General features: G+C 71.3%; 18 protein-coding genes. 8 read left to right on the plus strand and 10 right to left on the minus strand.

What is annotated here, in order from left to right:
- Positions 1 to 143: 143 nt before the first annotated feature.
- The 6 genes from ABH941_RS21995 to ABH941_RS22020 form a co-directional block, all read right to left on the minus strand.
- Positions 144 to 1,325 carry a cellulase family glycosylhydrolase gene (locus tag ABH941_RS21995; RefSeq protein WP_370131120.1) on the minus strand — a complete coding sequence of 394 codons (1,182 nt, stop codon included), beginning with the start codon at positions 1,323 to 1,325 and terminating at the stop codon, positions 144 to 146.
- Between the two features lie 14 nt (positions 1,326 to 1,339).
- The gene (locus ABH941_RS22000; RefSeq protein WP_370131121.1) at positions 1,340 to 2,095 is read right to left on the minus strand and encodes a TetR/AcrR family transcriptional regulator; all 756 of its coding nucleotides are present in this window, start codon (positions 2,093 to 2,095) and stop codon (positions 1,340 to 1,342) included.
- A gap of 117 nt (positions 2,096 to 2,212) precedes the next feature.
- Entirely contained in the window at positions 2,213 to 3,025 is an 813-nt protein-coding gene (locus ABH941_RS22005; RefSeq protein ID WP_370131122.1) for a polysaccharide deacetylase family protein, read from the minus strand.
- The gene (locus ABH941_RS22010) at positions 3,022 to 3,228 is read right to left on the minus strand and encodes a hypothetical protein (RefSeq protein WP_370131123.1); all 207 of its coding nucleotides are present in this window, start codon (positions 3,226 to 3,228) and stop codon (positions 3,022 to 3,024) included. The genes ABH941_RS22005 and ABH941_RS22010 overlap by 4 nt, the downstream gene beginning before the upstream one ends.
- Positions 3,229 to 3,470: 242 nt before the next feature.
- Positions 3,471 to 5,561 carry a putative bifunctional diguanylate cyclase/phosphodiesterase gene (locus tag ABH941_RS22015; RefSeq protein WP_370131124.1) on the minus strand — a complete coding sequence of 697 codons (2,091 nt, stop codon included), beginning with the start codon at positions 5,559 to 5,561 and terminating at the stop codon, positions 3,471 to 3,473.
- Positions 5,558 to 6,382 (minus strand): SAM-dependent methyltransferase, encoded by an 825-nt coding sequence (locus ABH941_RS22020; RefSeq protein ID WP_370131125.1) that lies wholly within the window; start codon positions 6,380 to 6,382, stop codon positions 5,558 to 5,560. The genes ABH941_RS22015 and ABH941_RS22020 overlap by 4 nt, the downstream gene beginning before the upstream one ends.
- 72 nt (positions 6,383 to 6,454) lie before the next feature.
- Here ABH941_RS22020 and ABH941_RS22025 point away from each other — a divergent pair, with 72 nt between their 5' ends.
- Complete coding sequence (locus tag ABH941_RS22025) at positions 6,455 to 8,251, plus strand: glycoside hydrolase family 15 protein (RefSeq protein ID WP_370131126.1); 1,797 nt, start codon at positions 6,455 to 6,457, stop codon at positions 8,249 to 8,251.
- A gap of 7 nt (positions 8,252 to 8,258) precedes the next feature.
- On the opposite strand, the gene ABH941_RS22030 is transcribed toward ABH941_RS22025, so the two are convergent.
- On the minus strand, positions 8,259 to 9,545 hold the full coding sequence (locus tag ABH941_RS22030) for a GNAT family N-acetyltransferase (RefSeq protein WP_370131127.1): 1,287 nt from the start codon (positions 9,543 to 9,545) through the stop codon (positions 8,259 to 8,261).
- Positions 9,546 to 9,728: 183 nt separating this feature from the next.
- Between ABH941_RS22030 and ABH941_RS22035 the strand changes: the two genes are divergently transcribed.
- Complete coding sequence (locus tag ABH941_RS22035; protein ID WP_370131128.1) at positions 9,729 to 10,340, plus strand: Uma2 family endonuclease; 612 nt, start codon at positions 9,729 to 9,731, stop codon at positions 10,338 to 10,340.
- A gap of 86 nt (positions 10,341 to 10,426) precedes the next feature.
- Positions 10,427 to 11,188: a phosphoglyceromutase gene (locus tag ABH941_RS22040; RefSeq protein WP_370131129.1), complete on the plus strand. Its 762-nt coding sequence runs from the start codon at positions 10,427 to 10,429 to the stop codon at positions 11,186 to 11,188.
- A gap of 84 nt (positions 11,189 to 11,272) precedes the next feature.
- On the opposite strand, the gene ABH941_RS22045 is transcribed toward ABH941_RS22040, so the two are convergent.
- Both ABH941_RS22045 and phoU read right to left on the minus strand, forming a co-directional pair.
- Entirely contained in the window at positions 11,273 to 11,449 is a 177-nt protein-coding gene (locus tag ABH941_RS22045) for a hypothetical protein (RefSeq protein ID WP_370131130.1), read from the minus strand.
- Between the two features lie 144 nt (positions 11,450 to 11,593).
- Positions 11,594 to 12,262: a phosphate signaling complex protein PhoU gene (gene phoU / locus ABH941_RS22050; RefSeq protein WP_370131131.1), complete on the minus strand. Its 669-nt coding sequence runs from the start codon at positions 12,260 to 12,262 to the stop codon at positions 11,594 to 11,596.
- Positions 12,263 to 12,455: 193 nt separating this feature from the next.
- Here phoU and ABH941_RS22055 point away from each other — a divergent pair, with 193 nt between their 5' ends.
- Positions 12,456 to 13,745 carry a sensor histidine kinase gene (locus ABH941_RS22055; protein WP_370131132.1) on the plus strand — a complete coding sequence of 430 codons (1,290 nt, stop codon included), beginning with the start codon at positions 12,456 to 12,458 and terminating at the stop codon, positions 13,743 to 13,745.
- Positions 13,742 to 14,428 (plus strand): response regulator transcription factor, encoded by a 687-nt coding sequence (locus tag ABH941_RS22060; RefSeq protein ID WP_030255711.1) that lies wholly within the window; start codon positions 13,742 to 13,744, stop codon positions 14,426 to 14,428. Before ABH941_RS22055 ends, ABH941_RS22060 begins: the two co-directional genes overlap by 4 nt.
- Before the next feature lie 136 nt (positions 14,429 to 14,564).
- Here the strand turns inward: ABH941_RS22060 and ABH941_RS22065 are convergent, their stop codons facing one another.
- A complete protein-coding gene (locus tag ABH941_RS22065; RefSeq protein WP_370131133.1) occupies positions 14,565 to 15,179 on the minus strand; it encodes a hypothetical protein in 615 nt (204 codons plus the stop codon).
- Between the two features lie 408 nt (positions 15,180 to 15,587).
- On the opposite strand from ABH941_RS22065, the gene ABH941_RS22070 reads away from it, so the two are divergent.
- From ABH941_RS22070 to ispF, 3 genes are all read left to right on the plus strand, one after another.
- Positions 15,588 to 16,070: a CarD family transcriptional regulator gene (locus tag ABH941_RS22070; protein ID WP_030255707.1), complete on the plus strand. Its 483-nt coding sequence runs from the start codon at positions 15,588 to 15,590 to the stop codon at positions 16,068 to 16,070.
- A gap of 268 nt (positions 16,071 to 16,338) precedes the next feature.
- Positions 16,339 to 17,106 carry a 2-C-methyl-D-erythritol 4-phosphate cytidylyltransferase gene (gene ispD / locus ABH941_RS22075; protein WP_370131134.1) on the plus strand — a complete coding sequence of 256 codons (768 nt, stop codon included), beginning with the start codon at positions 16,339 to 16,341 and terminating at the stop codon, positions 17,104 to 17,106.
- Positions 17,096 to 17,587: a 2-C-methyl-D-erythritol 2,4-cyclodiphosphate synthase gene (gene ispF / locus ABH941_RS22080; protein ID WP_370131135.1), complete on the plus strand. Its 492-nt coding sequence runs from the start codon at positions 17,096 to 17,098 to the stop codon at positions 17,585 to 17,587. The genes ispD and ispF overlap by 11 nt, the downstream gene beginning before the upstream one ends.
- Positions 17,588 to 17,615: the final 28 nt, after the last annotated feature.

Below are 17,615 nucleotides of genomic sequence, written 5' to 3' on the forward strand. Positions count from 1 at the left end.
CACCTCGTGTCGTGCCTGCGGGAGTGGGCCTTCGAGGGCCGCCGCGCAGACGCACCGGGCTGCAGGGACTGCCCCTGTATATGGGGACAGTATCTTTATGTCTGCAGTTTCCAGTGTACACATACGGTTCTGGGCGGCAACACCTATCCTCTGGGATTCGCCTCCTTGACGGCGGCCTTGAACGCGTCGAGCGAGGGCTTCGGCGACCCGTCGTGGCGTCGCAGCCCGAAGAAGAGCTCGTTGTTCGCACGGTCCGCGTCCTGACCGGTATCGCGGTCGGTGTACCAGAAGACGGCCGCGACGTGGGGGTCGGCCGCGGCCGCCGGGACGGCGTCGGCGGCGATGGCGGCTTGCAGCGCCTCGGTCACATGGGTCGGGTTCGATGCGGCGTTCGGGCCGTCCGCCGCTTCGCCGGGCCCGTTGGTCGGCGCTCCGGTCTCGGTGAGCCAGATCGGCAGGTTGGGTGTGCCGCAGGCGGACAGTACCGACACCAGGCTGTCCTTGGTGCTGCTGATGCGCTCCCACGGGGTGCCGAAGTCTGTCCTGGCACTGGGCAGGTAGGGATAGGTATACGGGTGGTAGCTGATGGCGTTCACCATGGTGGTCGCGCCGAGCTTGCAGGCCGCGGCCAGGAAGTCGTTCTGGGACATCCAGCCCTTGGCCGGATCGGTGTGCACGGCCGCCAGGCCGCCCATCAGTACGACGGCCGACGGATCGGTGCCGCGCAGCGCCTTCGAGGCGGCGTCCAGCAGCCGGGTGTAGCCCGCCGGATCGGCCTTCGGCCCCCAGTAGATGGTGATGTTCGGTTCGTTCCAGACCTGCCAGGTGTGCACCCCCTGCGGCGCGTACCGCTGGGCGGCGGCCGCGGCGAACCGTGCGAAGAGCCCGGGGTCGGCGGGCGGGCAGGAGTCCTGGCTCGCGCAGGAATCCCGCCGGGCCCACTGCGGCACGTAGCCCAGCGTCGGCAGCACCTGCAACCCCCGTCTGCGCGCCGCGGCCACCACCCGGTCGAAGCCCTGCCAGGCGTAGCCGGTCGCGGAGTCCGGCTGGATGTCGCTCCAGGCCAGGTCCACCCGGATCCAGCCGGCCCCGGTATAGACGGCGTCGTCCAGGCCGGCGGCGAGGTCCCGGTCGTCCTTCCAGACCAGCGTGTCACCGTAGGCGATGCCGGTCTTCAACGGCTTCGCCGCCGTCCCCGGGCTGGTCGGCGTTCCCGCCGAGGCGGGGGAGCCCGGGGAGGAACAGCTCGCCGGGCCGATCGTCAGAATGACGCAGCTGAGCAGCGCCATCGCCAGGTGCTGCCACCTTCGCGGTTTCCGCGCCATGTGCCACCGCCTCACTACCCGACCCTGTCGTCACGGCCGCCACGGCTGCCCGGGTCGACCGGGGGCGTGGCGGGCAGCAGCCGGTCGAGCAGGGCGTCCAGGCCGACGGCGAGTCCCTCTGCACCGCCGCTCTCCCCGATCGCCGGAGCCGTGGCGCGAAGTCGCGGGAACTCCTGGGCAGGCATGTGGTGCAATCCCATCCGGAAGGCGGGGTCGGGCTCGTCCGGGTTGTCCACGACGGCCTGGAGATCGGTCAGGGTGTAGCCGAGCGTCCAGGCGGTGATCGCCCGGTACGCCTCTGCGGCCTGCCGGTCGTCCAGACCCGCTGCGGTCAACAGCCCGAGAATGGTCTCGTAGTTCTGCAGGATCACCGGTTGCCGACGGGCCAGCGGGAGCTCCAGCATCCGGGTGGCCAGTAGTGGCACGGCATGCGGGTGGGCGAGCGACACCTGGTAGGTCGCCAGGGCGATCCGGTGCAGCTCGGCGCGCGCGTCGGTACCCTGGTCGGCGGCGGCGAGCCGATCGCGCAACTCGGCATAGAGCATCTCGACCAGGCCGTCCAGCAGGGCGTCCTTGCCGTTGGCGTAGCGGTACAGGGCCATGCCCTCCACGCCCAGCTCGGCGCCGACCTTGCGCATGCTCAGGGCAGGCAGGCCGTCGCGGTCCACCAGCTCCAGCGCCGAGGTCAGCACTCGCTCGCGAGTCAGCCTGCCGTAGTGGCCCCTGTCCCCTGCCCGCCGGGCCGGCCCCGAGCCTGGTTGCAAGTCCAAGAGTGTGCTCCTCCCGGGGAGACGCGGGAAATCAAGGGCAATCGGGTATACGGCAGAAACTTACGTTGCTAGAATACCCGTAATGACCTGAATGTCCTGTAGCTCGGCGTGGATGGTTCAGTGTGGCAGGGGCAGGCCGAGCCGGGCCCGCATGCGCCGGTAGGCGCGCCGGCCCTGCGTTGTCAACGTCGTCGCCAGGTTCTCCGGGAAGGGCGCCCTCGGCGCCCCGAGGCCCTCCAGCCAGGACTGGAAAACGCTGGACGGAGTGTCGGCGCGGACGGTCAGCCGGGCGATGCGCAACGTGTCGTCCGAGGTCGAGCTGAGCGCGTCGGCCACGGCGCAGGCGGAGTCCCAGCCGGCCTGCTGCACCCTCCGCCGGACGACGGCGCTGTGGTAGCCGTGGGGGTAGGCGTAGGAAGTGACGCTGTGCCCGAGCGCGTCCTCCAGCTCGTGCTTGCAGAGCTCGACCTCTTCGCTCAGTCGCTTGCCCGGCAGGGTGTCGAGCTGGGCGTGGGTGCGCGAGTGGCCGCCGATCTCGACGCCCAGCGCGTCCAGGCCCGCGACCTGACGCCAGTTCAGCATCTCGGCCGGGGGCAGCAGGCTTCCGGTCGGCACGCCGCCGGGCGGGTGCACGGCCCCGGTGGTGACGAAGAGCGTCGCCGGCAGCTCGCGGGCGGACAGCAGAGGCGCGACGGTCCAGTAGAAGTCCGCGAAGCCGTCGTCGAAGGTCAGCACTGCGCACCGGACTGGCAACGGGGGGCCGCCGCGAATAGCCGCGACCAGCCGCCGCAGCGGCACCACGGAGACCCCCGCGTCGGCGAGCCGGTCCAACTGCTCGACGAAGGCACGGGGGTTCACCGCGAACGGTGCCGTCCACTCCGGCGGGTCGTCCGAGACGGAGTGGTAGAGCAGCACCGGGACAATGCTCATGGCCCGTTCCCCCGGTGGAGCCCGGCCGGATTGCCGGGCGCGCTCTCGGTGTTGACCAGCCCGACCGGGCCGAGCGGGTGTCCGTGCAGCCGCACCAGCGCCGACACGCGTCCGCCCGGGGCAACCGGGACGGGGGTGTAGCCCGTGTGGTGTGCGGCGAGCCAGGGGCAGGCTGCTGCGGTGCGTCGGGTGGTTGTGCCCATCGGAGCATGCCTCTCCGCAGGACGGGTTGGCACACGGCTGCTCTAAGGCGCGTGCGCTCCCGCGCGAAAATCGAATGATCGCCTCAGCGGTGTGCCCCAGCCCTGACTCCGAAGCCCACCCCTGAGCCTTGCCCCCGTACCGCCGGCTGATCTGGACGCCGAGGCGTCGACCACCACGGTGTTACCTGTCCATTATCCGAAGGCGGGCGTTCGCAAGTCAAGTTATTTGCACAACTATTCGGCTAATTATCCGTTTTGTCGCGACGGGCCTGTATCAACGCCTCCATCGCCTCCGGTGCGGCCGCCCGCCCGAAGTACCAGCCCTGCCCCCAGTCGCAGCCCAGGCCCCGCAGTCGCGCCGCGGCGTCCGCCGTCTCGACCCCCTCCGCCGTCAGCGTGAGCCCGAGGCTGTCCGCCAGCGAGACGAGACCGCTGACGATCCGCCAGCCGACGCCGTCCGCTGCGCCCTCTGCGGCCTCCGCGGCCTGGCTCGCGGCGTCGCCGACGAACGCGCTGGCCAGCTTGAGTCCGGCCAGCGGCAGGTCGCGCAGGTGGGCGAGGTTCGACCAGCCGGTGCCGAAGTCGTCGACGGCCAGGGTGACCCCGGTGTCGACCAGCCCCCGCAGCACCCGCAGCGACTCGTCGCGCGGATCGAGCGCGGCGCTCTCGGTGAGCTCCAGCTGCAGCAGCGAGGGCTCCAGGCCGGTGTCGGCGAGGATCCGGCCGACATCGGCCAGCAGTCCCTTGCTCCGGGCCTGACGCGCCGTGATGTTGACATTGAGCTGCGGCGCCAGCGGGCCGAAGCGGCGCTGCCAGTCGGCCGCCTGGGCACAGGCCTGTTCCAGGATCCAGCGGCCCAGCGGCAGGATGAGGCCGGTCTCCTCCGCCGCGGCCACGAACTCGTCCGGCCCGAGCACGCCGAGCAGCGGATGGCGCCAGCGCACCAGCGCTTCCACGGCGGCCAGTGAGCCGTCCGAGAGTGCGCACAGCGGCTGGTACTCCAGGAAGAACTCGCCCTGTTCCAGGGCGAGCGGCATCCGCACCGAGATCGTGTACCGGCTCACCGCCTCGGCGTTGGTCCGCGCGTCGTAGAGGGTCCAGCGGGCGCCGCCCGCCTCCTTGGCGCGGTAGAGGGTCAGGTCCGCGGCGCGGACCGCCGCGCCCGGGGTGATCGTGCCGACCGGGCGCTCCAGCACTCCGACGCTGGCCCCGACCGCCAGCTGGTGCCCGTCGATCCGGATCGGCTCCTCAAGGGCCGAGAGCACCGCGCGGGCGGCGGCGACGGCGTCGTGTGCGCCCCGGCAGTGCTCCAGCAGCACCACGAACTCGTCCCCGCCGAGCCGGGCGACCAGGTGCCCCAGCGGCACCAGCGCACCGGAGAGCCGGCCGGCCACCTCGACCAGCAGCTGGTCGCCGGTGGCGTGGCCGAGGCTGTCGTTGACGATCTTGAACCGGTCCAGGTCGACGTAGCACAGGCCGAAGCGGGAGCCCGGCGGCGCGGTGGCGAACAGCTCATCCAGCTGCTCGAAGAAGGCGGCCCGGTTGGGCAGTCCGGTCAGCGGGTCGTGGGTGGCCTGGTGGCGCAGCCGCTCCTGGAGGCGGTAGCGGTCGGTGATGTCCTCCATCATGGCGACCTGGTAGCGCGGCTGCCCGTCCTCGTCCCTGATCAGCGAGACGGTCAGGTGGGTCCAGACCACCTCGCCGTCCTGGCGGTAGTAGGGCTTGTCGCACTGGAAGCTCTCCCGCTCGCCGGCGATCAGCTCCTCGTAGGCCTGCCAGACCTCCGGGGTGTCCTCCGGGTGCACCAGGTCCGTCACCTGCCGGCCGCGCAGGTCGTCGAGCCGGGCGCCGAACATCTCCAGCAGTGAGCGGTTGGCCGTCAGGATCTCGCCGTCGACGCTGCCGACGCCGATGCCGACCGCCGCGTGCTCGAACAGCGCCCGGAACCGCGCCTCGGAGGCGTGCAGGGCCTGCTCGGCCTCGTGCCGGGCGGTGTCCGCGGCGGCACGGATCGCTTCCTGCTGCCTCAGCGTGCGCTCACGCAGCGAGGTGGCCCAGCCGGCGGCGAAGTCGCCGGCCGGGTCGGGCCCCCGCATGGCGGTGAAACGGAGCAGTTCCACCGCCTGGACGAGCAGCTCCGGGTCGGTGAAGTGCGCGTCGACCAGCGTCGCGGCAGCCTGGTCCGCCCGGCCCGAGAGCACCAGGTCCGCGGTCAGGGCGCCGAGCGCGTCGATCTTCCGCGGATGCAGCGCGCTCCCGTGGACGCGCAGCAGCTGGGTCCAGCGTTCCGGGAAGGAGGGCCGGGACGCAGCGGCGGGCGCCGGGCCGTTCACGGCAGGGCCTGTTCCGACCCCAGCCGTCCGACGCCGACGAGCCCCGCCAGCCGTTCCGGATCCGGCCCCACCGCGTCCGGGCTGTCCGGCCGCCACTGGGTCAGGTAGACGAGGCCCGGGTCCACCAGCTCGAAGCCGTCGAAGAACGCGGCGATCTCCTCGCGCCCGCGCATCGTGAGCGGCGTCCTGGTGCGGGCGTAGATGTCCTGGTGCGGGCCGACCTGGTCGGGGCGGCCCTCGCGGCAGGCGTGGCAGAGCACCAGCGCGCTGCCCGGCGGCAGCGCGTCCCGCAGCCGGGCCACCAGGCCGTGCGGCCCGGCCTCGTCGGGGACGAAGTGGAGCACGGCCACCAGCAGCAGGGCGACCGGGGCCCCGCCGTCCAGCAGGGCGGCGACGTCCGGCTGGGCCAGCAGCTCCTCCGGATCGGTCAGGTCGGCCTGGACGACGCGGCTGAGCGGGTCGTGGGACAGCATCGCCAGACTGTGTGCGACGGCCACCGGATCGCGGTCGACATAGACCACCCGGGCCTCGGGCTGGACCTCGCGGGCGATCTCGTGGACCGGGCCGACCGTGGGGATGCCGGAGCCGATGTCCAGGAAGCGGGTGAAGCCCTGGTCGGCCAGATAGTGGACCGAGCGGCGCAGGAAGGCACGGTTGGCCCGCATGATCTTCGGCAGTTCGGGCCAGAGCTCCACGGCGCGGCGGGCCATCGTGCGGTCGGCTTCGAAGTTGTGGCTGCCGCCGAGGTAGTAGTCGTACACCCGAGCGGCGTTCGGCGTCTCGAGATCGATCCAGCTCGGTGACCACTTCTGTCCGCGCACGGCGTGCGCTCCTTCCGTGCCGTTGGGCACCATACTATGACAAAAGCCTTGAACTCGGCTGGAGTCGGCACGATGGCGGGACCTATCGAGGACTACGCGCTGATCGGTGACCTGGGCACGGCCGCTCTGGTCGGCGCCGACGGATCGGTCGACTGGCTCTGCCTGCCGCGCTTCGACTCCCCCTCCTGCTTCGCCGCGCTGCTCGGCGAGGAGCGTCACGGCCACTGGCGGCTCGCACCCGCGGACCGGCAGGCCACGGTCGTCGAGCGGCGCTACGTCGGGGACACGCTGGTGCTGGAGACCCGGTGGCGCACGTCCGGCGGAGAGGCGCGGGTGCTGGACCTCATGCCGATCCGGGTGCGCGAACCGCGGCTGGTCCGGCTGGTGGAGGGGCTTGCGGGCAGCGTGGAGATGCGCGCGGAGCTGCGGCTGCGCTTCAACTACGGGCGGGTGGTGCCCTGGGTGCGCCGCACCGAGCACCACCGGGTGGCGGTGGCCGGCCCGGACGCGGGCTGGCTGAGCGTGCCGCCCGGCGTCCACACCTACGGCGACGGCGACGGCGCCGACGGCTGCACCCGCTCGGACTTCACCGTCGCCGCCGGACAGCGCGTCGCCTTCACCCTCACCTGGCAGCCCTCGCACCTGACCACGACCGGCCGTTTCGACCCCGGGCAGAGCCTGCGGCAGACCGTGGCCCACTGGCAGCGCTGGTCGGACGGCTGTCGCTACCGGGGCCCCTGGCGGGCGCCGGTGCTGCGCTCGCTGCTGACGCTGAAGGCGCTCAGCTACGAGCCGACCGGCGGCATCGTCGCCGCGCCCACCACCTCGCTGCCCGAGTGGATCGGCGGCGAGCGCAACTGGGACTACCGCTTCTGCTGGCTGCGCGACTCCAGCCTCACCCTGGCCGCGCTGCTGCGCGGCGGCTACCACGAGGAGGCCGCCTCCTGGCGGCGCTGGCTGCTGCGCGCCATCGCGGGGGAGCGGACCGGACTGCAGGCGCTGTACGGGGTGGCCGGTGAACGGGCGCTGGGGGAGACGGTCGCCGAGTGGCTGCCCGGTTACCGGGGTTCGCAGCCGGTGCGGGTGGGCAACGCGGCGGTGGGCCAGATGCAGCTGGACGTCTACGGCGAGGTGGCGGACATGCTCTACCGGGCGCTGTGCGCCGGGATTCCGATGGAGCGTCAGGTCTGGAGCCTGTTCCGGTCGTTGATGAAGGCGATGGCCGGCCGCTGGCGCGAGCCGGACGAGGGCCTGTGGGAGGTGCGCTCCGGGCGCCGGCAGTTCGTGCACTCCAAGGTGATGTGCTGGGTCGCCGCGGACCGCGCGGTGCGGATGGCCGAGCAGACCGGCCTGCCGGCGCCGCTCGCCGAGTGGCGCGCGTTGCGTGACACGGTCCATGCGGATGTCTGCACCCACGGCTACGATCCCGTACGCGGCGTCTTCGTGCAGTACTACGGCGGCCGCGGGCTGGACGCCTCCGCGCTGCTGCTGGCCCAGTCCGGCTTCCTGCCGGCCGACGATCCGCGGGTGACCGGGACCGTGGCCGCGGTCCGCGAGGAACTGGATCTGGACGGCTTCGTACGGCGCTACGACCCCGGCCGAGGGGGCGATGGCGTGAACGGCGCCGAAGGGGCCTTCCTCGCCTGCAACTTCTGGCTGGCGGAGGCCCTGGCCCTCGGCGGCAGCCCGGAGCAGGCGACCGAGGTCTTCGCGCGGACGGTGGCGGTCGGCGGCGAGCTCGGGCTGCTCAGCGAGCAGTGGGATCCGCGGACCGGACGCCAACTCGGCAACGCACCACAGGCGTTCACCCATGTCGCGCTGGTCAACGCGGCCTTCGCGCTGGCCGATGCCATGCCCCCGACCGGGTGACCCACCGTCAGAATTCGTCCGGGCACCACGGCCTGAAGTCCACCCGCAGCAGGGCGTCGGCCCGGGCCGCGCCGCCCGGGCGGAGTTCGTCGACCAGGCCGGCCGCATGCAGCCGGGCGGTGGAGTCGTTGCCCGTGTAGAGGGTGCCCAACTCGCGGACGTCCAGGGCGAGATCGGCCGGCTCGCCGGTGCCGGCGCGGGTGAACCGCCCGGTGCCGTCCTCCGCCGCCTCCAGGACCCAGCGGCCGTCGACGTAGCCGAGGCGGTCGGTGACCTGGAGCACGACGCGTCCCGGTGCGGCACAGGTACGGGCGGCGAAGGCGGTGGGGGCGTCCAGGATCCGCAGCCACATGAAGTCGGAGCTGCTGTCGCCGCCGTCCACACAGGCGCGGGGGTCGTCGAGGAGCAGCGGCAGCGGGTCGTCGGGGGCGATGTTGGGGATCTCGACCCGCTCGACCCAGTCGACCTGCAGCGCGTAGCGCCACAGCGCGGCGGCCGCGGCCCGGTCCACGGCGAAGTGGTCGGTCACCTTCAGTACCGAGCGGGTGATCATATTGGGCCACAGGTCTTTGACCGTGTACGCGAGCAGCCCGGCCGGACGGCCCGCCGGGTCGCGGTAGATCACGACCAGCGGTTCCTTCCACGACTTGTCCGGGTGCTGCAGATCGCCGCTGAGCAGCCGCCAGTTGACGGCCTTGCGGTCGATAGCCCCGGGCTGGGTGCGGCGGAAGCGCTCATGCAGTTCCGGGCCGTTCTTGCGGTACTCCTCCATCGTCTGCAGCTCGAAGCTGCCGCCCTCCGCCGCGGCCGGCACCCGGACGTCGCCGACCAGGCGGTTGTGGACCGTCCAGCCCTTGCGCCTGGTGGCGGGGCCGAAGCCGTAGCGGCCGTAGATGCGGTACTCGGCGGCGATGAGGATGGCGAGGCTGTCGCCGCGTTCGGCGGCGGTGGCCAGGTCCTGGGTCATCATCCGGGTCAGCAGACCGCGCCTGCGGTGGGTCTGCGAGACGGTGACATTGGTGATGGCGTCGGTGGTCAGCGAGGCCCCGCCGGGTACGGTCAGCTCCCGCACGGTGCTGCGGAAGGTTCCCACGCAGCGCGCCCCGTCGAAGGCGCCGAGCGTTCGTCCCGGAACGAACGTCTCCCGGCGGAAGTCCGGCGCCCCGTCCCCCTTCGCCGCCATGAACCCGCTGCTCAGAGCCCTGCCCCACTCGGCCAGGTCCCCTTCCTCCACCACCCGGACCCCGATGCCGCCGCCGTCCGCCTGCCCACGTGCCGTCAGTGTCGTCGCCATACCGGGCACCCTACGATCCCGCCTCCCGGACGGCATCCGGGTTTTCTCCCGCGAGATGCCATGGAATGCCATGTTCTGCCACCCCGCAGGAACGGTTCGGCACACCGAGGGCGCAACGATGCTGGTTGAGGGCCGGAGATTCCGCCTACGCTGGGAACAGTCGTGGACCCTTCCGGAGGAGACATGAGTACCGTGCTGACACCACCTGAGGAGTCCCTCACTCCGGAGCCTGTGCCGGACTGGCTGATGCCCCCGCCACAGGGCTTCACCGCAGAGGATCTCGACCGACTCACCGGCCTGCCCCCGCACACCGAGCTCATCGACGGGAGTCTGGTCCTGGTGAGTCCACAGGTCGATTACCACGCGCTTGCCATCTCGTTGTTGGAGACGGCCCTGCGCCGACAAGCCCCCGACACCCTGCGTGCCCGCCGCGAGATGACGGTCCGGCTCGGGAAACGCCAGCGCCCGGAGCCCGATCTGCTGCTGATCCGGGCCGACGCCGACCCGGGTCCCAAGCGGACCTTCTACCAGCCCTCGGACGTGCTCCTGGTCGCCGAGGTCGTCTCCGAGGAGTCCGCGGAGCGCGACCGCAAGCGCAAGCCGCAGCTGTACGCGAAGGCCGGCATCCCGCACTTCTGGCTGGTCGAGATCGTGAACGGGGCCCTTGAGGTGCACGTCTACCAGCTGGACGAGGTGACCGAGTCCTACGCACCGCTCGGCATGCAGCGCGACCGGCTGGAACTCCCCACACCCTTCCCGATGGACATCGACCTCACGGAGCTCCAGCGGATGTGACCGGTCCGGCCCCCGGTGCCCACCGGGCCGCCCGGGACGCCACCCGTTTACTGCTCGACGCTGCGGGCTCGACTAGGCTGCTGGCCATGGCTGAAGCTCCTTACCGTCTTGTCCTGCTCCGCCACGGCGAGAGCCAGTGGAACGAGAAGAACCTCTTCACCGGCTGGGTCGACGTCGACCTGAACGAGAAGGGCGAGAAGGAGGCCGTGCGCGGTGGCGAGCTCCTCGCCGCCGAGGGCCTCCTCCCCGACGTTCTGCACACCTCACTGCTGCGCCGCGCGATCCGCACCGCCCAGATCGCCCTCGACCGGGCCGACCGCCACTGGATCCCGGTGCGTCGCTCCTGGCGCCTGAACGAGCGCCACTACGGTGCGCTCCAGGGCAAGGACAAGGCCCAGACCCTGGCCGAGTTCGGCGAGGAGCAGTTCATGCTCTGGCGCCGCTCGTACGACACCCCGCCGCCCGTGCTCGCCGCCGACGCCGAGTACTCGCAGGCGGACGACCCCCGCTATGCGCAGATCCCCGCCGACGTCCGGCCGCAGACCGAGTGCCTCAAGGATGTCGTCGAGCGGATGCTGCCCTACTGGTACGACTCGATCGTCCCGGACCTCGCCGACGGCCGCACCGTCCTGGTCACCGCGCACGGCAACTCGCTGCGCGCGCTGGTGAAGCACCTCGACGGCATCTCCGACGAGGACATCGCCGGCCTCAACATCCCCACCGGCATCCCGCTCCTCTACGAGCTGGACGCCGACTACAAGCCGCTCACCAGGGGCGGCCGCTACCTCGACCCGGAGGCGGCCGCCATCGCGGCCCAGGCCGTGGCCAACCAGGGCAAGAAGAAGTAGGACGAGCGCGACGCAGGAGGACCCCGGTCGACGACAGCTCGCCGTCGGCCGGGGTCCTCGCGTATGCGTCCAGTGACTGTGCGGTCAGTGGCAGCAGCCGCCGCCGCACTGGCAGGTGCCGCCGGACTGGCAGCCGCAGCCGCACCCCGAGCCGCAGCCGCAGGCGGCGACCAGCGGCAGGGGGATGCGGAGCGTGTGCTCGGCACTGGGTTCGGTGGGATCAGCCCTGATCGGGGCAGGTGGGGTCGGAGACTGAGTCATCGTGGGTGGACCCTCCTTCAGGCGGTCATGCCTACGACTCAGTGAATCCCTCCGCCTACGCAGCGTCAACGGGCGTACGGGATCGCCCCGTACGCCCGCCCGCGCGCCCCCGCCGTCGCGCCGCTTCCCGGTCGGCTCGGTCGGCTACTTCTCGGCGTCCGGGACGAACTCGTCGGCGTGCTCGCCGGTCACCAGGAAGACCACGCGCTTGGCGACCGACACCGCGTGGTCCGCGAAGCGCTCGTAGTAGCGCCCGCACAGGGTGACGTCCACGGCCGTCTCGATGCCGTGCCGCCAGCGGTCGTCCAGCAGGTGCGAGAACAGCTGGCGGTGCAGCTCGTCCATCGCGTCGTCGTCCCGCTCCAGCTCCAGCGCGGCGTCCACGTCCTTGGACGCGATCACCTGGCCGGCCTTGGCGACCAGCCGCTGGGCCAGCTGGCCCATCTCCAGGACGATGGGGTGCAGGTCCGCGGGAACCGCCGACTCGGGGTAGCGCAGCCGGGCCAGTTTGGCGACGTGCCGGGCCAGGTCCCCGGACCGCTCCAGGTCCGCGCTCATCCGCAGCGAGGTGACCACGATGCGCAGGTCGGTGGCGACCGGCTGCTGCCGGGCCAGCAGATTGATGGCGCGGTCCTCCAGCTCGTGGTGGAGCGCGTCGACCTTCTCGTCCGCGGCGATGACGCTCTCGGCCAGTGCGAGGTCGGCGTCGAGCAGCGCCGTGGTCGCCCGCCCCATGGCGGACCCCACCAGCCGGGCCATCTCGACCAGGCCGTCGCCGATCGAATCGAGTTCCTCGTGGTAAGCGTCGCGCATCGGTCCTGTCCTCCTGGTTGTCCCAGCTGTCTGTTCTCAGGGGCGTTCGAGTCAACCATGCGCCGTTCGGACGTACCCCTTCCTCAGTGGGAGTGAACCACTTGCGACGCCAAGGTGAATTCTCAGCGACCTGGGGCTGATGCCCTTCTCCAGGGGTTACAGCAGGTCACCACCATGCGCTTACGCTGAACGCATGGACGTGACCGTGGCTGAAGCCGCAGCGAGCGCGCTTGCCGGGCTCGGAGTCGGCCTCACCGCCGCGCTGTCCTTCCGCTGGAGCGAGAAGGACAAGAAGAAAAGTGCCAAACGGGTCGAGCAGCATCCCGAGCCCGAGCTGCCGCCCGGCGTCGACACCGTGCTCTCGGTGCTGCGCTCCTGCGCCGTGGTGCTCGACGACAGCGATCAGGTGATCAAGGCCAGCTCGGCCGCGTACGCCCTGGGACTGGTCCGGGGCGGCGCGATCGCGGTGAACGAGATGCTGGTCATGGCCCGGCTGACCCGCCGCGACGGCGAGATACGGCAGGCGGACCTGGACATCCCCCGGGGCGGCGGCAAACAGAGCGGCGACGCCCTCGCCGTCTCGGTCCGGGTCGCCCCGCTCGGCTCCCGGCTCGTCCTGGTGCTGGTCGAGGACCTGACCGAGGCCCGCCGGATCGAGGCGGTCCGCCGCGACTTCGTCGCCAATGTGTCGCACGAGCTGAAGACCCCGGTGGGCGCCCTGTCCCTGCTCTCCGAGGCCGTCCAGGACGCCAGCGACGACCCCGAGGCGGTCCGCCGCTTCGCCGGCCGGATGCTGATCGAGGCCACCCGGCTCACCAGCCTGGTCCAGGAGATCATCGAACTCTCCCGGGTCCAGGACGACGACCGGCTGGTCGACGCCGAACCGGTCGCGGTGGACGAGCTGGTCGCCGAGGCGATGGACCGCTGCCGGCACCAGGCCGCGGCCAAGCAGATCACCATGGCGGCCGGCGGCATCGCCGGCCTCTACCTGCACGGCAACCGCGGCCAGCTCGCCGCGGCGCTCGGCAACCTGGTCGAGAACGCCGTCAACTACAGCCCGGTCAGGACCCGGGTGGCCATCGCGGCCCGCAAGGTCCCCGGATCCAGGACCGACACGGTCGAGATATCGGTGACCGACCAGGGCACCGGGATCTCCGAGAAGGACCGCGAGCGGATCTTCGAGCGCTTCTACCGCGTCGACCCGGCCCGCTCCCGGGCCACCGGCGGCACCGGCCTCGGCCTGTCCATCGTCAAGCACGTCGCCGCCTCCCACGGCGGCACGGTCTCGGTGTGGAGCGTCGAGGGCCAGGGCTCCACCTTCACCCTGCGCCTGCCCACCACCACCCCCACCGGCGCCGACGCCGCTCGCTCCAACGGCACCGACGCCGCTGCCGATCTCTACGCCGAAGCCGAGCCCGAGCCCGAGACCAGTACCCAACACCCCCTGTCTGCTCACCACCCTGCCCCGGAGGTCCAGTCGTGACCCGTGTGCTTGTCGTAGAGGACGAGGAGTCCTTCAGCGATGCCCTGTCCTACATGCTCCGCAAAGAGGGTTTCGAGGTGGCCATCGCCGCCACCGGCCCCGACGCACTGGACCAGTTCGAACGCAATGGCGCCGACCTGGTCCTGCTGGACCTGATGCTGCCCGGCCTGCCCGGTACCGAGGTCTGCCGCCAGCTGCGGGCCAAGTCCAGCGTCCCCGTGATCATGGTGACGGCCAAGGACAGCGAGATCGACAAGGTGGTCGGCCTGGAGATAGGGGCGGACGACTATGTCACCAAGCCCTACTCCACCCGCGAGCTGGTCGCCCGGATCCGCGCGGTGCTGCGCCGCCGCGGCGAGCCCGAGACCACCGTCGGCGGCCCCGGCGCGCTGGAGGCGGGACCGGTCCGGATGGACGTGGACCGGCATGTGGTGACCGTCGACGGCGCCAAGGTCGACCTCCCGCTCAAGGAGTTCGACCTGCTGGAGATGCTGCTGCGCAACGCCGGCCGGGTGCTCACCCGGATGCAGCTGATAGACCGCGTCTGGGGTGCGGACTACGTCGGCGACACCAAGACCCTCGACGTCCACGTCAAGCGACTGCGCGCCAAGATCGAGCCGGACCCGGGGGCCCCGCGCTACCTGGTGACGGTCCGTGGCCTCGGCTACAAGTTCGAGCCGTAGACCGCCCGCCCCGGCCGGGCCTCCCGCCCGCCCCGGCGAACCCCGGCCCACCGCGAGGCTGTGCCCCGGACGGATGAATCGTCCGGGGCACAGCCATGTCTTCGGTGCTTGTGCTGCGCCTGCGTGCGCCTGCGGCTCAGGGGGTCGAGGTCGCCGAGGCCGAGGCGCTGGTCGAGGCATTCGCGGTGCCCTTCGCCTTGGCGGTGGCCGTTGCCTTCGCAGTGGCGGGCGCGCTCACCGTCACCGTCGGGGTGGGCGCGACGGTCGGGGCGTACGAGGTGTACTCGCCGGTGCCGGCGTTCACCAGGGCCTGCACCGTGACCGAGCCGGCGTTGGCGAAGGTGAAGGTGATCGTCGCGTTCTGTCCGGGCTTCTCGTTGAGCGTCGGGACGGTCGCCGCCACCTGGCCCGGGCCGCTCAGCAGCAGCGAGCCGCCGGTTGGGACGGTCGCGGTCCCGCTCAGCGTCGCCTGGCTGCTGCCGTCCACGCTGACCCCGGTGAGGGTGTCGTCGGCGGACCCGTTGTTGGCGATGTTCACCACGACATTGGCCGGCGCGTTGCCGGTGGCGTCGGTGACCACGACGATGCCGTTGAGCTTCAGGGCCGAGTCGCCCTTGACGATCGAGGTTGCGGCGGTGTTGGGCTTCACCTGGAGGGTCGCCGCGTTGGACCCCGCGGAGCAGGCGGCGAGGATGGGAGCGGTCGCCAGGATGACGGCGGCGACTGCGCCGCGACGAAGACTGCGGCTCACGGCGGTGACTTCTCCTTGGACGTGCTGGGTCCGGGCAGGACGGCTGTCTGTGGGAGACCGCCGCGATCAGGTTACCGAGCCCGTTTGGTCGGTCCGCACGGGGTGGCCCCGTGTCGCGTCCCCGCCCCAAACGCCACACCCGCCCCCGGCGTCGGCAAAATCCGTTCGGTCGAAGATCAGATAACGTTTCGATTACGTCTTCCGCGTAAGATCAATAACGGCCCCGCGGAGTGCGACCGGTTCGTGCGCAAGCGCTCCGACCTGCGGGAAGCCCTCCTCGAACTGGGGTCGCAGCACGCGGCAGGGGTGGTTGTCAAGCCCTGAGACTGGCTCTGACCTGCGAAAACACCCTTCGGATATGGCTGCAACCGTGTTATTCTGGAAAGCCACGGAAGGGGTACCTGTCACATGACGTTCAAGGTTGGCGACACCGTGGTCTACCCCCATCACGGGGCCGCGCTGATCGAGGCTATCGAAATCCGCCAGATCAAGGGTGTGGACAAGACCTACCTGGTGCTGAAGGTGCAGCAGGGTGACCTGACGCTGCGCGTTCCTGCGGAGAACGCAGAGTTCGTAGGCGTCCGCGACGTGGTCGGCCAGGATGGGTTGGACCGGGTCTTCGAGGTGCTGCGCGCACCGTACACCGAGGAGCCCACCAACTGGTCCCGCCGCTACAAGGCGAACCTGGAGAAGCTTGCTTCGGGTGACGTTATCAAGGTCGCGGAGGTTGTGCGCGACCTTTGGCGACGTGAGCGCGAGCGCGGGCTGTCCGCTGGTGAGAAGCGGATGCTGGCCAAGGCCAGGCAGATCCTGGTCAGCGAGCTGGCACTCGCTGAGAACACCAACGAGGACAAGGCCGAAACGCTGCTCGACGAGGTTCTCGCCTCCTGAGCCTGCTCAAGCGTTTCGGCTGCTCAGCCTTTGCCGGCTGGACAGTCCCTCGTGCACAGCTGTAGTGGTGCATGCAGTGTGATCCAGCGCCCGTCGTTGCCACGGCGGGCGCTGAGTCATGTCTGCCCCGTACTGAGCGCTGAACGATGGAACCCCGCGCGCGGTCGGCCGGGCCGCGCCGGTACTGTGCCGTTCCGGGAGTGGTTGCCACCCCCGGTGCCAGGACGAGCAGGACGAGCTCCACGGAAGGCGCTCGGCCCAGCACGCCTTGGCCATACCCACTTCGCCGAAGGAACAAAACCTGAACGCCGCAGCAGTGGTCCCCGCCGCAGGTCGGGGCGAACGACTGGGCCCCGGTGCCCCCAAGGCCCTGCGAGAACTGGGGGGCGTGCCGCTTCTGGTGCACGCCGTCCGCGCGCTGGCGCGCTCCCGTGTGGTGACCCTGGTCGTGGTGGTCGCACCCGTGGACGGGGTGGCCCAGGTGCGCCAACTGCTTGACGACTACGGCGTGGACGGGCACGACAGCGCCCGGATCACCGTGGTCCCCGGCGGGGCCACCCGGCAGGAGTCGGTCCGGCTGGGCCTGGCCGTGATCCCCGAGGACGTCGACGTGGTGCTGGTGCACGACGCCGCCCGGCCGCTGGTGCCGGTGGACGTGGTGGACGCGGTCGCGCGTGCCGTCGCCGACGGCGCCGAGGCGGTCGTCCCGGCGGTGCCGCTGGCCGACACGGTCAAGCAGGTCGAGCCCGCCACCGTGCCCGGGCGTCCCGAGCCGGTGGTCGCCACGCCGGACCGGTCCACCCTGCGTGCGGTGCAGACCCCGCAGGGGTTCCGCCGCGAGGTGCTGCTGCGGGTGCACGAGAAGGCGTTCAACGACGGGGTCGAGGCCACCGACGACGCCGGCCTGGTGGAGCGCTACGCCGGCAGCGTGGTGGTGGTGCCCGGCCACGAGGAGGCGTTCAAGGTGACCAGGCCGCTGGACCTGGTGCTGGCCGAGGCGGTACTGGCGAGGCGGAGGGCGCTCGATGAGTTCTGAGTTGAGGCTTCCGCGCACAGGCATCGGCGCGGACATTCACGCGTTCGAGGCGGGGCGCGAGCTGTGGGTGGCCGGGCTGCTGTGGGAGGGCTCCGAGTACGGCCTGGCCGGACACTCGGACGGGGACGTCGTCGCCCACGCGGCCTGCAACGCGCTGTTCTCCGCTGCCGGGCTGGGTGACCTGGGCGCTCACTTCGGCGTCGACCGGCCCGAGTGGGCCGGGGCCTCCGGGGTACGGCTGCTGGCCGAGGCCGGACGGATCGTCCGCGAGGCCGGCCTCGAGATCGGCAATGTCGCGGTGCAGGTCATCGGTGTCCGTCCGAAGATCGGCAAGCGCCGCGAGGAGGCGCAGAAGGTGCTGTCCGAGTGCCTGGGCGCGTCGGTCTCGGTATCCGCCGCGACCTCGGACGCGCTCGGCTTCACCGGACGTTCGGAGGGACTGGTCGCCCTGGCCACGGCCCTGGTGTACCCGGCGTCCTGATGTGGCGTCCTGTCATACGGCGTCCTGT

Source organism: Streptacidiphilus sp. EB103A, assembly GCF_041261405.1.
Classification (GTDB): Bacteria; Actinomycetota; Actinomycetes; order Streptomycetales; family Streptomycetaceae; genus Streptacidiphilus.

What these genes read in the sequence shown, in the direction of transcription:
- ABH941_RS21995 (WP_370131120.1), bottom strand. Translation starts at nt 1,325, where the DNA reads ATGGCGCGGAAACCGCGAAGGTGGCAGCACCTGGCGATGGCGCTGCTC.
- ABH941_RS22025 (WP_370131126.1), top strand. Translation starts at nt 6,455, where the DNA reads ATGGCGGGACCTATCGAGGACTACGCGCTGATCGGTGACCTGGGCACG.
- ABH941_RS22070 (WP_030255707.1), top strand. Translation starts at nt 15,588, where the DNA reads ATGACGTTCAAGGTTGGCGACACCGTGGTCTACCCCCATCACGGGGCC.
- ispF (WP_370131135.1), top strand. Translation starts at nt 17,096, where the DNA reads ATGAGTTCTGAGTTGAGGCTTCCGCGCACAGGCATCGGCGCGGACATT.
- ABH941_RS22040 (WP_370131129.1), top strand. Translation starts at nt 10,427, where the DNA reads ATGGCTGAAGCTCCTTACCGTCTTGTCCTGCTCCGCCACGGCGAGAGC.
- ABH941_RS22005 (WP_370131122.1), bottom strand. Translation starts at nt 3,025, where the DNA reads ATGAGCATTGTCCCGGTGCTGCTCTACCACTCCGTCTCGGACGACCCG.
- ABH941_RS22030 (WP_370131127.1), bottom strand. Translation starts at nt 9,545, where the DNA reads ATGGCGACGACACTGACGGCACGTGGGCAGGCGGACGGCGGCGGCATC.
- ABH941_RS22055 (WP_370131132.1), top strand. Translation starts at nt 12,456, where the DNA reads ATGGACGTGACCGTGGCTGAAGCCGCAGCGAGCGCGCTTGCCGGGCTC.
- ABH941_RS22035 (WP_370131128.1), top strand. Translation starts at nt 9,729, where the DNA reads ATGAGTACCGTGCTGACACCACCTGAGGAGTCCCTCACTCCGGAGCCT.
- ABH941_RS22045 (WP_370131130.1), bottom strand. Translation starts at nt 11,449, where the DNA reads ATGACTCAGTCTCCGACCCCACCTGCCCCGATCAGGGCTGATCCCACC.
- phoU (WP_370131131.1), bottom strand. Translation starts at nt 12,262, where the DNA reads ATGCGCGACGCTTACCACGAGGAACTCGATTCGATCGGCGACGGCCTG.
- ABH941_RS22010 (WP_370131123.1), bottom strand. Translation starts at nt 3,228, where the DNA reads ATGGGCACAACCACCCGACGCACCGCAGCAGCCTGCCCCTGGCTCGCC.